Source organism: Enterobacter cloacae complex sp. I2, from assembly GCF_014896205.1.
Lineage (GTDB): Bacteria > Pseudomonadota > Gammaproteobacteria > Enterobacterales > Enterobacteriaceae > Enterobacter > Enterobacter quasihormaechei.
In genome coordinates this window covers 23,931-37,045 of the sequence record NZ_JADBRA010000014.1, presented here as the reverse complement: position 1 = coordinate 37,045, position 13,115 = coordinate 23,931, and the positions used below count along the sequence as shown (strand labels likewise).

Below are 13,115 nucleotides of genomic sequence, written 5' to 3'. Positions count from 1 at the left end.
CCAAGCCGGGTACAGTGTGAGTGCGGATTGTAGGCCCGGTAAGCGTAGCGCCACCGGGCATAAATGCGGCAGTGGCTCAACCGATCTGCCCATTCCCCAGATGTTTCACCCGGCGCTTCACCTCTTCCTGCTTGCCGGCGTTAAACGGACGGGCATCCGGACTGCCGAGGTAGCCGCATACGCGGCGAGTCACGGAGACGCGGGCCGCATCGTGGTTACCGCATTTCGGACAGGTGAAGCCCTTACTGGTGCATTCAAACTCACCGGTAAAGCCGCACTCGTAGCACTCGTCGATTGGGGTGTTAGTCCCGTAGTACGGCACGTGCTGGTAGCTATAGTCCCACACGTCTTCCAGCGCCTTCAGGTTGTGCTGGATGTTTGGGTACTCGCCGTAGCAGATAAATCCGCCGTTCGCGATAGGCGGATAGGCCGCCTCAAAGTCGATCTTGTCGTACGGGTTCACCTTCTTCTCCACGTCGAGGTGGAAGCTGTTGGTGTAGTAACCTTTATCTGTCACCCCTTCAACAATGCCAAATTCGGTGGTATCCAGGCGGCAGAAGCGGTCGCAGAGGTTTTCGCTTGGCGTGCTGTACAGGCTGAAACCGTAGCCGGTTTCCTCTTTCCACTGGTCTACCGCATCGCGCAGGCGCTGCACAATCGCGATGCCTTTCTCGCGCAGGGCCTCGCTGTCATAGATGTGCTTGTCGCCGAACAGCGCGTTGATGGTTTCGTGAATGCCGATATAGCCGAGAGAGATCGACGCGCGTCCATTTTTGAAGATCTCAGACACGTCATCGTCCGCTTTCAGGCGCACGCCGCAGGCACCTTCCATATAGAGGATGGGCGCAACGCGGGCTTTGACCCCTTCCAGGCGGGCGATGCGCGTCATCAGCGCCTTACGTGCCAGCTGCAAGCGCTCGTCCAGCAGCGTCCAGAAGGCCTCTTCATTACCTTTGGCTTCCAGGGCGATGCGCGGCAGGTTAAGGCTGATCACGCCCAGGTTGTTGCGCCCATCGTGGATCTGCTCGCCGTTTTCATCCTCGTACACGCCGAGGAAACTGCGGCAGCCCATAGGCGTTTTAAACGAACCGGTGACTTTTACCACCTGGTCGTAGTTCAGGATGTCCGGATACATGCGCTTGCTCGCGCACTCCAGCGCCAGCTGTTTGATGTCGTAGTTCGGATCGCCAAACTTGTGGTTCAGGCCGTCGCGGATGGCGAACACCAGCTTCGGGAACACCGCGGTTTTACGGTTTTTGCCGAGGCCAGAGATGCGGTTGCGCAGGATAGACTGCTGAATCAGGCGCGATTCCCAGCTGGTGCCCAGGCCAAACCCGAAGGTGACAAACGGCGTCTGCCCGTTGGCGGTGTGCAGCGTATTCACTTCATATTCCAGCGACTGGAACGCGTCGTAGCATTCTTTCTCGGTGCGGGAACGCGCATAGCCGTCCGCGTCCGGGATCTGCCACTCTTCCGCCGTCTTACGGTGCTTGTTGAAGCTCTCGGTCACGAACGGAGCCAGCACTTCATCGATGCGGTTGATGGTGGTCCCGCCATAAATATGGCTGGCTACCTGGGCGATGATCTGCGCCGTAACCGCCGTCGCGGTAGAGATGGACTTCGGCGGTTCAATCTCGGCGTTACCCATCTTAAAGCCGTGGGTCAGCATGCCTTTCAGGTCAATCAGCATGCAGTTGAACATCGGGAAGAACGGCGAATAGTCGAGATCGTGGTAGTGGATCTCACCGCGCTCGTGCGCCGAGACCACGTCGCGCGGCAGCAGATGCTGACGGGCATAGTGCTTGGCGACGATACCGGCCAGCAGGTCGCGCTGGGTCGGGATCACTTTACTGTCTTTATTGGCATTTTCATTGAGCAGCGAAGAGTTGGTCTGCTCCACCAGACCGCGGATCTCCTGGTTCAGGCGACCGCGTTTCTCACGCTGGACGTCACGATCGTGGCGGTACTCAATGTAGGCGCGCGCCAGCTGCTTGTATGGCCCCGCCATCAGCTGGTTCTCAACCGCGGTCTGGATCTCGTTGATATCGACCTGGCTGCGTTCATGCATCTGGCTGCTAACGACTTCTGCGACGGTGGCGCAGTAATCTGCGTCATCGACTCCCGCTGCTTTAGCTGCACGCAGGATGGCTTCCTGAATGCGCTCTGATTTAAACGGCACTTTACAGCCATCACGTTTCATCACATGCGGTGTCATGATCACTCCATATTAAAAACAGGTTATCCACAAAGGTGGGGAAGTATTCACCGGGCGTATTTCCCGCCGCGCCAAAGGCTTCCCGCGTTCCCAGCGTGTGTTATCCACAATTCCGGCCAGCGTAAGCGCCGTCTTGTTGTTGGAATTGTAGACGATAGATACAATATGTTGGGTTGGGACGCATTTTAAGTGCTACATATAGTGATTTGCATCAAACATGTTTGCGATTTTTTTGATTCAGAACAAAGTAAAAAGACGAGAGTACAAACGGCGGGCGCTGGAGCAATTGTAAATACGTGCAGGAAAAATCTGATTAATTATTCAACGAAAACAAGCGCTCAGCACGGCGTGTGCTGAGCGCCTCACGGTTAACTCGCCCCGCAGATCCAGCTCAACCCTGCCTGTAAAAAGGCTGCGGTAGCGATACTGCCCAGCACCACGGGGATGAGAAAGGAGCGATCGGGGCCATCGTCCTGTTCTGGCGGTTCTTCAGCATTCAGGACTGACAATGCCTCTTCCCGGGTGCGCGCCGCCAGAAGCTGCTCCCGCACCCGGTCTTCTGTCAACAGGCTGGTGAGCGACGTCAGCAGCTGCATATGGGTACTGCCTGCTTCCGCTGGTGGGATGGCGAGCAGAAAGACCATTCTCACCGCTTCATCACCGTCCAGGCCCGGCCAGCTTATCGGGTCGTCGAAGAGCGCCAGACAAAACGCCGCCTGCTGCACCGTCTCGGCTTTTCCGTGAGGGACAGCGAGCGCCTCGCCCAGCGCGGTAGGACCTTCACTTTCGCGTTGTAAAACGCTCTGGATAAATGCCGCTTCATCGTTAATGATTTTTCGCCTGGCGAGCGGCTCGGCCAGCCAGCGGATCAGCGCTTCAGGCGTACGGTGCGGCGGATTGATAAAAACCAGATCGGGGTGCGTCAATGCAAGCAAGTTCATATTAAGCCTCAATCAAAAAATCGCATGTCGCGGAAGGTGAAATCGCCGTTACCGGTTGCACGGGCTCTTCCAGGTAGTTGATCTGACGAAGCCCCGCCAGACTTGTCGGGACGGGAACCGACTGCGTGCCGGCGTTAAACACCCGAACGACCGTGCCAGAGGAGTGCTGCGCATGGGGCAGGGCAGAGAGAATGAGCGGCTCCGGCAGGCTCAATAATGAGAATTCTGCCGGAAGCCTGCGGTCGGGCAGACGCAACGAAAAGCGCTCAAGGCGGTGATCGAGCGTGTGTAGCGTTTGCCGCTGATAGGTGAAAGGCTGTCCCGCAGCCTGGTTTTCCAGCTGGCGAAGCGTGAGATGATCGGCGCTGTCGGCCAGCGCGACGGTGAACGAGAAGCACAACGGTTTCAGCAGCTGCGCATCGGGGGTCTCGACCACCGTATTATTGATGCCGGACGCCCGGCCCGGTCGCCATTCGAGATCGTTGCGCCCGAGCACGCCCGTGGATTTAAACAACGTCAGGGCAATAGCAGCCGGCGCGCTACCGATTATCTGAAACTCCTTCATGCCGCGGCTATTCACCACCAGCGCTTTGCCCGCTTCCGCAACAGCAATGATTCCCTCGCTGGTTTCGATATTCACGGGCATTTCGCGATAGTGTTCTCGCCAGTTTTCTTCGTGATATCCCGTTTCGCGCTGGATTATCGCGAAGGGCTGCGAGGCGATAGCGTGCCGGGTGTGAATATCGCTGCCGATCAGTAAACGTAGCCGGTGATCGCAGTGGCTGTTTTCCAGCGAACTGTCCACATACAGGTTCGGATCGTCTTCGCGTAATGTGCATTCCAGACGAAGGGATAACGGCGTTCGGGCAGTATCCTGGCGTCCGGCGAGATCCGGCGGAAGAAACAGGGTGGCTTCAACGATCAGCTTTTCGATAAGCGGCGTTTTAAGGCAGTCGACAAGCGTGAAATGGTCGCATCGCGTCGGTGTATCGCCCGCGAGCGGTGAGAAATCGTAGCTGTCGCCCGCATCCGCACAGTCTTCAAGGGTAAAGAACGAGGGGATGCATCTGCCGCTGCGTTTGTCGTGCAGGGTGAGCGTTCCGTCGGCCAGCGTTAATCGATAATGCGCATTCTCTATCTCGCTGCCCGTTGTCTGTTCAGGCTGCCGGAAAGGCGCCGGGTCATCTTCAACGTTAATGCTGAGATAGCCGACCGGCGGCAGAACCGGTGTTTTCACAGCAACGTGCCAGCGATAATAAGGGGGAAGGGGCGTTTCACATTCGCCTTCGGCGTTAAGGGAGACTGCCGTTCCGCCTGGCAGAATGTCTCTTTTCAGGACGTCGAAGGGGATGGCCTGTCCCTGATATTTCAGGGCGATATTTTCAGCCCGGCTATAAAGTGTGGTCATCACCACGCGTCGCGTTGGGGTGCCCAGCGGGTTGAAAATCAGCAGGTCGCCTTCCCGAGCGCAGGCGGCGCTCAGGGTTTTTACCACCAGGTTCCACAGGCTGTGGCACAGCTGTTCGGTTTGCTCCAGCCGATGCAGAATGTCGCGGTTGGTGGTATCGCTATTACAGCCGCCGATGGAGTCATGGGCATGGCTTCGCAACAGCTTCTTCCAGAGCGTATCGACCACCGAGAGGTTGACTGGCAGCCCCTGATGACGCGCCATGGCGATTGTCGGCTCCAGCTGTCGCAGGATGAACTGCTCAACATCATCATTTTTCTTTTTGATGTCGTAGCGCACGGATCCGATCGTTTTATGGATGCGGGTATAGCGCGGCGATTTCAGCTCTCCTTCCCAGCGTTCAAACTGTTCACGCTGCGCGCGCAGAATGTCGACGTAGCGCTCCAGCGAACTGATAACGTAGCGGTCTTCATTGGGGGAGCGTGCGCTGGCGATCTGTAGAATTTTCGGCAGCGCCGGGTCGATACTGACCTGATCGCCGCCGCAGGGCAGCAGCAGGTCATTTATTCCGGCCCGCGAGCGCAGGAGATTAACCATCGGGAAGATTTTTCCCTGCAAATGACCCGCGTCTGAAGAGATGTTTTTAGCCGCGCCGTAACCGAATGCCATCGCGCAGGCGATAACGGTCGCACCTGACGGCGCCCGCCACAGGAACTGGCTGCTTTTCGCCTGTCTGTCGTGATCGATGCCGCGCCAGAAGACGATGTTGTCGATATTGCAGCCCTGCAAAATCGTGGGCATTTGCGCATTGTGGCCGAAGGTGTCCGGAAGATACCCAACCTGCATGGCGTGCCCCAGCTTACGGGCGGCGAAGATGCCGTACTTAAGATTGCGAATAATGGATTCGCCATGCACGTTGTAGGTGTCCGTCTGGGTATACCACGGCCCTACAAAGATCCTTTTTTCTTTGACCAGTTTTTCCAGCCTGGCGCGATAATCGGGATTGATGGCGAGAAAATCCTCCACTACCGCCATCTGCCCGTCAAGGTGGTAGCAGCTGTAAGCGGGGTCCTGCTCCAGCGTGTCGATGACGTCCGCAAAGTTATATGACGCCAGCACCATGCTGTCCTGACGGGTGAAATACCACTCCTGATCCCAGTGCGTATGGGCAATGACGTGGATCTGATTCATGACCTTCCCCTTAGCTGGCGTTCTTTGGGCTGACATAGAGCACGCCCAGAGCGCAAATCAGTGCGCCAGTAAAGACGCTCGCCAGGTAGCCCGCCACGTTGGTCGCCAGCGGCCAGCCCCAGATGGCTGGCAGCGGCAGCGTCTGCTTCACGCCAAGGGTGATGGCGACCAGCGCGCCGGCGACGGCACCGGCCATGAACACCGGGATCAGGCGTGGGTTTTTCAGGATGAACGGGATAGCGCCTTCCGAGATCCCAATCACGCCCAGCAATAACGAGGTGCTGCCAACGGTTTTCTCTTCCTGGCTAAAGACATCCGGTAGCCCAAAGCGGCCGTTAAGAAAAGCGGCAAAGCCGACGCCAATGGAGGGGATCACGATGGAGAGTTCGCGGGCGGTTAAATCAAACGTCTCGCTCATGCCATTCAGGCCGAGCGCGACCGAACCCGCCGCCTTATTGACCGGGCCGCCCAGGTCGAACGCGGTGCCTGCGGCGATCATCGCGGAATAGAATCCGCGCCCGGTGTCACCTGCCGAGGTAAAAAAGACCACCATCAGCTGGTTAAGCGAGCCAAAAATCGGGTTAATCAAATATTCCATGACCATCACCAGCGTAATGCCGGTGATCAGCGGGACGACCAGCATAGTTTTGATAGTGGTGAGCTGCTGGCGGACGTGAATGGAATCATTCAGCCAGCGCACCAGATAGCCGACGAAAAAGCCGATGCCAATCGCGCCGAAAAAGCCGGACGGCATAAAGCCTTCAATATCAAAGAAGCGTTTGTAGACCTCGTCTGACATGATGCCGCCGATAAGTCCGGGGATCAGCGCCGGTTTTCCGGCAATGGAAAATGCCAGGTACATGGCGAAAACCGGATACATGAACTTAATGGTCATAAAGCCCACTTTATCCAGCACGCTGAACGGCGAATGGTCGATGTTGATAAACTGGCCGGTGATTTTGGCCGTTGCCATCATCAGCCCGCCCATGACCACAACCGGCAGCATATAGCTGATGGCCGCCATAATATGGCCGATAAAAATCTGGTAAGCCGAATGCTGGCGCTCGTCGTCGTCTGCTACGGAGGAGGCGGTGACGTTTTTTTCCATGGCCAAGGCCTGACGCAGATAGCGATCGGTATGCTTGATCAGCGCTTGCGTGCGGGTCTGAAGATGGGGAATATTTTCAAAACGTTCGGCATCCTGAATGGGAACGTCGGTGGCCAGAATAATGGCCGTGGCGGAGGCGATATCCTGTTTTGTTAAGCGATTTTTTACGCCGTCGCTGCCCTGCGTTTCGACCTTAACCTCAATATTGTGCTCTTTAGCCCATGCAATAATTTTATTCGCCGCCATGAAGGTGTGTGCGATACCTGTCGGGCAGGCCGTCACCGCGACAACTTTTTGTTTCGTCATTGTCATAATTCCCTGGATGTGAAAACCGGGAAAGTATAAAGAGAACCTAAAACAGTTTTTAATGTTTGCTAATACTAATTACGTATCGTGATACGCGACGCTGCATTATGTGAAGCGTCTTCCAGAGGCTATTTTTCTGTTATGTTAATATCATGCCGGGATTAAACAGGGTGTAATATATGAATTCATTTCAGGGAAGTGAACGTTTGATATTTGAATACATTCAGTATCATGCGTCTAATATTTCTAATATATCGGCAAAAGAGATCGCCCGGGATACCTTTACAACGACAACATCCGTTAATCGAGTGTGTAAAAAAATGGGCTATAAAAGCTATACCGAGCTTCGGTATCGTTTTTTACGCGATCATTTTACCCCAGCGCCTGCCGCCCCCGACGCTGGGCCGCACACGGACGATATTGTGGCGGAGGTGTCCAGGCTGCTCACCCATTCCAGCCATATTTATCTGTACGCGCGCGGTGCTTCACTCACCAGCCTCAACTACCTGTCGCGTTTTTTATCCCTGGCGAGTCTGCCGCACCTCATTTTGAATGATATGCACCAGCTGACACGGGTATCGAAGGGGACGCTGGTACTGATCAGTAAATCCGGGGAGACGCAGTCGCTGATTGAAATGGCGCGTAACGCGCTGCGAAAAGGGTTAAAGATTATTGCGATTACCCGCGAGGGGTCGACGCTGGCGGCGATCTCATCGCTATGCTGGCCGCTAGTGATCGACATCAACGCGGTATCGCTGTATCAGAGGGAAGGACAGCTTGAACTGTTAAGCGCCGTGGACCGTATCGGCTGTAGGTTGCTACAGCACGATACGGTGTAGTCAGGCCGTCAGAGTTGCTTCACTATCCCCAGACGTACGGCATAATCATTTTCATGGTTGCCGTCATTGTTGATATAGGTTTTATCCAGTGACACCAGTTCGACGTAAGGCGTCCAGCCGTCGTCAAGGCTGTAGTTAAACGCGACGGTATGCTCCCAGTAGGTGTCATCCCCGGTTCCCTGATCGACGTTATCCTGCCAGCGGAAGCGTGGGTTATAGGACATACCGAATTTGCCAATGTTATAGGCGAACCAAATGTCGAACTGGTGTGACTGACGGCGGGTATAGCCGCTGCCGTCGAGTTCTTTGTCGCTGTGCGCGTCATTGATGGTGTTATAACGATAGCGGGCAGAGAGGTTCAGACCGTTATCGAACGCTTTCCAGCCCTGAATGAAGGGGCGATAGTGGGTATTACTGGGGGTGAAAACCGTCACCATGCCAGGCGCAACGGCAAAGCCATTGCCCAGATTGAAGCGCCAGCGCGTTTCAATCTCCTGTGCCGCCTCCGTTAATCCTTTGTCATCGGGGTTATTTCGGTCGGTATCACCAAAAAAAGTATCGTTGTGGTTTTGTGCAGCTTCAACGGAAAAGTAAAAACCGTTATCCGCCTGATGCATAACCTTAATACGTGAATCATTTACGTCAGAGCGCGTATTATGGCCAAAGCGAAGGTCGACGGACGTATTTCCGCACCATCCCTGTGTGCTCAATAATAATGCGCTAATACACGTTACTTTAATAATTGTCTTTTTCATCATGTCCTGCCGAGGTTATTAATTAGCAGGGCTATTTTTATTTTTGGCACGGCATGATGTAAAAGCTATCGTCGTACATTTAGCGTATCGCTAAACATAAAAAAAGAGAGACAGCATGCTGTCCCTCCTGATATTTATTCCTGCACCCACCAGATGGCTTCAAACGGGCGCAGTTGCAGCGTATCGGGTCGGGAGGGAACCTCTTCATAGTTACTGAGCGCCACCCGCCATGCTCCCTCTACCGGGGCCGGCTGCCACTGCTGGCGCTCGCGGCTCAGGTTCGCCACCACCATCAGCGTTTGCCCCTGCCACTGGCGGCGATAGCACCACAGGGAAGGGTGCTCAGGCAGGAGATCCTCATAATCCCCCCACGTCAGCACCGACAGAGATTTGCGCAGGCGAATCAGCGACTGATAGGTGTAAAACACCGAACCAGGGTCGTCCAGCGCCGCGCGGGCGTTCACCGTTTCGTAATTATCACAGACGCCAATCCACGGTTCGCCCGCGGTAAACCCCGCGCTGTGCGAGGCATCCCACTGCATCGGCGTACGACCATTATCCCGGGATTTACTCGCCAGAATCGCCAGGAGTTCATCGGTATCGCGGCCGTTAGCCCGCTGTTCGGCGAACATGTTCAGGCTTTCCACGTCGCGGTAGTCGGTGATGCGGCTGAAGTGCGGGTTGGTCATGCCCAGCTCTTCACCCTGATAGATGTACGGCGTGCCCTGCATGCCGTGCAGCACCATGCCGAGCATTTTCGCCGCCGCCACGCGGTGTTCACCTTCGTCGCCAAAACGCGACACGATGCGCGGCTGATCGTGGTTACACCAGAACAGCGCGTTCCACGCTTTGTTGTGCATTCCCTGCTGCCAGTGGTGGAAGAGGGTTTTCAGCGCCACGAAGTCCGGCTTCGCCAGCGTCCACTTTTCGCCGCCGGGATAGTCCACCTTCAGGTGGTGGAAGTTAAAGGTCATCGACAGCTCGCGCCCGTCGAGCGCCGCGTACTGCTGGCAGTTCTCCAGCGAGGTGGAAGACATCTCGCCCACCGTCATCAGGTTGCGCGGGGTAAAGACGTCGCGGCTCATCTCCTGAAGATATTCGTGAATGCGCGGCCCGTCGGTGTAGAAGCGACGACCATCGCCGAAGGGATCGTCCGGGAAGGTCTGATCTTTCGAAATCAGGTTGATGACGTCGAGACGCAAACCGTCCACGCCGCGATCGGCCCAGAACTCGCACACTTTTTTCAGCTCGGCACGCACCGCCGGGTTTTCCCAGTTGAGATCCGCCTGCTCCGGCGCGAAGAGATGCAGATAATACTGCTCGCTTTCGGCGTGCCAGCGCCAGGCGTTGCCGCCAAATTTCGAGCGCCAGTTGTTGGGAAGCACGTCCGGCGTGCCGTCGCGCCAGATGTAAAACTGGCGGTACGGACTCTCTTTGTTCAGCGATTCGCGGAACCAGGCGTGCTGCGTGGAGGTATGGTTAAAGACCATATCCAGCACGATGCGGATGCCGCGATCGTGCGCCTCGGCAACCAGCTCGTCAAAGTCGTCCAGCGTGCCGTAGGTCGGGTCGATGGCGGTGTAGTTCGCCACGTCGTAACCGTTATCCACCTGCGGGGAGATGTAGAACGGCGTCAGCCAGATGGCGTCAATGCCGAGGGTTTTCAGGTAGTCCAGGCGCTGCGTCACGCCGCGCAGATCGCCCGTACCGCTGCCGGTCGTGTCCTGAAAACTCTTTGGGTAAATCTGATAGATAACGCCGTTCTGCCACCAGTGAGGAAGGGTATTCATAGTGCTTTCCTGCAAATGCGAAGGGGCGCAACTGCGCCCCGAAAGAGGGAATTAAACAATCTGCAACGTGCCCTGACGGAACTTACGCTGGTAAACCACGGTGGTCAGCACCATTGGGATGATAATCGCCACCGCCATGGCCAGCGCAAATACCTGCCAGAAAGCGGGCTGAATGGAGAGGATTCCCGGCAGGCCACCGACACCAATCCCGTTCGCCATCACGCTATTCAGGCCGCACAGCAGGCCCGCCAGACCAGAGCCGATCATCGCGCAGAGCATCGGGAAGCGGTACTTCAGGTTGATGCCGTACATCGCCGGTTCGGTGACGCCGAGGTAGGCGGAAATAGCCGCCGGAACGGAGATCTCACGCTCGTTGTGCTTACGGCTGACGATAATGATGCCGGTGACCGCAGACGCCTGCGCGATATTAGACAGGGCGATAATCGGCCAGACCGGCGTACCGCCGAGGCTTTGAATCATCTGCATATCGATGGCCAGGGTGGTCTGGTGCACGCCGGTGATCACCAGCGGAGCGTACAGGAAGCCAAACAGCGCGGCACCAATCGGCGCGAAGCTGCCGGTCATCAGGTGACGGACCGCGAAGGCCACGCCGTCACCAATCATGCGGCCAAACGGACCGATAAAAGCGTGCGCCAGAAACACCGCCAGGATCAGCGAGCAGACCGGGACCACCACCAGATAGAGGTAATCCGGCACGATGCGCTTCAGGCGCGTTTCAATAAAGCCCAGCGCCAGGCCCGCCAGCAGCGCCGGGATCACCTGCGCCTGATAGCCCACCTTGGCGATGGTAAACAGGCCAAAGTTCCACACTTCCGGCATCTGCTGACCAAGTAAGTAAGCGTTCATTAACTGCGGAGAGACCAGCGTAACGCCCAGTACGATGCCCAGAATCGGCGTGCCACCCATCTTGCGCACCGCCGACCAGCAAATCCCGACCGGCAGATAGAAGAAGATCGCCTCGCCAATCAGCCACAGGAAGTCATAGATGCTTTGCAGCGCCGGGTACATCTGCGCCAGGGTTTTACCGTCGCTCATCGGCACGTCGCCGATGACGTTACGGAAGCCGAGAATTAAGCCCCCGCTGATCAGCGCCGGCAGCAGCGGGAAGAAGATCTCCGCGAAGTGGGAAATCAGCTGCTCGTGCCATTTCATATTCTGGCGCGCCGCCTTCTTCGCCTGCTCCTTATCGGCGGAAGCGTGCCCGGTAGTCGCCAGCAGAGCCTGATAGTAATCGCCCACTTCGGTACCAATCACCACCTGGAATTGTCCGGCGTTGGTGAAGCAGCCTTTAACCATCTTAAGCTCTTCAATGGCCTTCGGATCGGCCTTGGCCGGATCGTTCAGCACGAAGCGCAGGCGGGTAATGCAGTGGCTGACGGTGGCGATGTTCTCGCGTCCGCCGACCAGGGCGATAAGCCGATCGATATCTGCTTGTTTGACTTTACTCATCATGAAACCTCATGACCGGTTGATAGGGGTAATGACCTGAGCGCAAGCCTACTCTTTCAGCGTGACGGCGAAAATGGGAACGTTCCCGAAATCGGGCGGAGATCACAATAATCCATTCAAGAAGGTTATGAGAGGTGGGCAGGAATAACGATCTGACGCGGCTCTGCACGACCGTTGATCTGCTCGATCAGCTGCGCGGCAGCCTGACGGCCAGACTCGCCGTAGCCGGGATCAACGCTGATAATCTCCGGGTGTAAGAACTTCATCAGCGGCGTGTTTCCCACGCTCGCTAATTGCAGCTCCCCGATGCGCTGCTCCTGCAAATATTTGCTCGCGCCTAATGCAAGGGTATCCGTGGCGCACACCAGGGCGGTGGTGTGCGGGGTTAGCACGCTGGCGACCTGCTCATATCCCTGCTTCATGCCCAGCCCCGGCAGCGCGGCCACGGCAGGGAGGTTGTTTTTTTTACAAAACGCCAGATACGCTTCATGGCGACGCTTGCCGGTGGTGACGTCGGCATGCGGCACGCCGAGATAGCTGATATGCCGATGGCCCTGTTCATACAGGCGCTGCATCAGGATCACTATCGCTCCTTCGTCATCATAACAAACGGAGGCAAACCCGCTGGCGTCGCGCGCCAGCAGCACCAGCGACGGCTGCCAGGGCTTCAGCACGTCCTCTTTCAGGCCGGTAAACCCGAACAGCACCACGCCGTCAATGTTGCGGCGCTGAAGCATACCCAGATGCTCCTCCACCATTTGTGCGGAGAACTGGCTCTCCATCATGATCGGATCGTAGCCCTGCTCGTAAAAGGCGGGAAGCATGGTTTGTACGGCGAGGTTTTCGGAGAGGGAATCCAGACGCGAGACAATAATGGCGACCACTTTATCGCTCTGCCCGCGCATGGCGCGCGCGGAGCGGGAAGGGGAAAAACCGTGCTGATTCATCACCGCCTCGACGCGCTCGCGGGTGCGCTCGCTGACACCGCTTTCGTTGTTCAGCACGCGTGAGACGGTCGATTTCCCCACGCCGCTTAAACGCGCGATATCTTTAATCGTAAGGCGGTTCTGCATGCTGTATTCCCTGTAACAA

At 56.6% G+C, this 13,115-nt stretch carries 9 protein-coding genes; 1 reads left to right on the top strand and 8 read right to left on the bottom strand.

What is annotated here, in order from left to right:
• Window positions 1-76: 76 nt before the first annotated feature.
• The 4 genes from nrdD to IM300_RS13410 form a co-directional block, all read right to left on the bottom strand.
• Window positions 77-2,215, bottom strand: a complete 2,139-nt coding sequence (gene nrdD, locus IM300_RS13425; RefSeq protein WP_193036923.1) for an anaerobic ribonucleoside-triphosphate reductase — start codon at window positions 2,213-2,215, stop codon at window positions 77-79.
• Window positions 2,216-2,583: 368 nt separating this feature from the next.
• Window positions 2,584-3,156 carry a fructose PTS transporter subunit IIA gene (locus tag IM300_RS13420; protein ID WP_193036921.1) on the bottom strand — a complete coding sequence of 191 codons (573 nt, stop codon included), beginning with the start codon at window positions 3,154-3,156 and terminating at the stop codon, window positions 2,584-2,586.
• A 1-nt stretch (window position 3,157) separates the two neighbouring features.
• Window positions 3,158-5,755, bottom strand: coding sequence for a glycoside hydrolase family 38 C-terminal domain-containing protein (locus tag IM300_RS13415; RefSeq protein ID WP_193036919.1), 2,598 nt, complete (start codon window positions 5,753-5,755; stop codon window positions 3,158-3,160).
• A 10-nt stretch (window positions 5,756-5,765) separates the two neighbouring features.
• Window positions 5,766-7,169, bottom strand: coding sequence for a PTS fructose transporter subunit IIC (locus IM300_RS13410; RefSeq protein ID WP_193036918.1), 1,404 nt, complete (start codon window positions 7,167-7,169; stop codon window positions 5,766-5,768).
• A gap of 179 nt (window positions 7,170-7,348) precedes the next feature.
• Between IM300_RS13410 and IM300_RS13405 the strand changes: the two genes are divergently transcribed.
• Window positions 7,349-8,008: a MurR/RpiR family transcriptional regulator gene (locus IM300_RS13405; RefSeq protein ID WP_112792386.1), complete on the top strand. Its 660-nt coding sequence runs from the start codon at window positions 7,349-7,351 to the stop codon at window positions 8,006-8,008.
• An 8-nt stretch (window positions 8,009-8,016) separates the two neighbouring features.
• On the opposite strand, the gene IM300_RS13400 is transcribed toward IM300_RS13405, so the two are convergent.
• The 4 genes from IM300_RS13400 to treR all read right to left on the bottom strand — a co-directional run bounded on the left by IM300_RS13400 (window position 8,017) and on the right by treR (window position 13,096).
• Window positions 8,017-8,763, bottom strand: a complete 747-nt coding sequence (locus tag IM300_RS13400; protein WP_063450980.1) for an oligogalacturonate-specific porin KdgM family protein — start codon at window positions 8,761-8,763, stop codon at window positions 8,017-8,019.
• 134 nt (window positions 8,764-8,897) lie between these two features.
• Window positions 8,898-10,553 carry an alpha,alpha-phosphotrehalase gene (gene treC, locus IM300_RS13395; RefSeq protein ID WP_193036916.1) on the bottom strand — a complete coding sequence of 552 codons (1,656 nt, stop codon included), beginning with the start codon at window positions 10,551-10,553 and terminating at the stop codon, window positions 8,898-8,900.
• A 51-nt stretch (window positions 10,554-10,604) separates the two neighbouring features.
• On the bottom strand, window positions 10,605-12,023 hold the full coding sequence (gene treB, locus IM300_RS13390) for a PTS trehalose transporter subunit IIBC (protein ID WP_193037009.1): 1,419 nt from the start codon (window positions 12,021-12,023) through the stop codon (window positions 10,605-10,607).
• A gap of 125 nt (window positions 12,024-12,148) precedes the next feature.
• Window positions 12,149-13,096 (bottom strand): trehalose operon repressor TreR, encoded by a 948-nt coding sequence (gene treR, locus IM300_RS13385; RefSeq protein WP_063867230.1) that lies wholly within the window; start codon window positions 13,094-13,096, stop codon window positions 12,149-12,151.
• Window positions 13,097-13,115: the final 19 nt, after the last annotated feature.

Coding starts and splice junctions, on each gene's coding strand:
- nrdD (WP_193036923.1), bottom strand. CDS start 2,215: ATGACACCGCATGTGATGAAACGTGATGGCTGTAAAGTGCCGTTTAAA.
- IM300_RS13420 (WP_193036921.1), bottom strand. CDS start 3,156: ATGAACTTGCTTGCATTGACGCACCCCGATCTGGTTTTTATCAATCCG.
- IM300_RS13415 (WP_193036919.1), bottom strand. CDS start 5,755: ATGAATCAGATCCACGTCATTGCCCATACGCACTGGGATCAGGAGTGG.
- IM300_RS13410 (WP_193036918.1), bottom strand. CDS start 7,169: ATGACGAAACAAAAAGTTGTCGCGGTGACGGCCTGCCCGACAGGTATC.
- IM300_RS13405 (WP_112792386.1), top strand. CDS start 7,349: ATGAATTCATTTCAGGGAAGTGAACGTTTGATATTTGAATACATTCAG.
- IM300_RS13400 (WP_063450980.1), bottom strand. CDS start 8,763: ATGAAAAAGACAATTATTAAAGTAACGTGTATTAGCGCATTATTATTG.
- treC (WP_193036916.1), bottom strand. CDS start 10,553: ATGAATACCCTTCCTCACTGGTGGCAGAACGGCGTTATCTATCAGATT.
- treB (WP_193037009.1), bottom strand. CDS start 12,023: ATGAGTAAAGTCAAACAAGCAGATATCGATCGGCTTATCGCCCTGGTC.
- treR (WP_063867230.1), bottom strand. CDS start 13,096: ATGCAGAACCGCCTTACGATTAAAGATATCGCGCGTTTAAGCGGCGTG.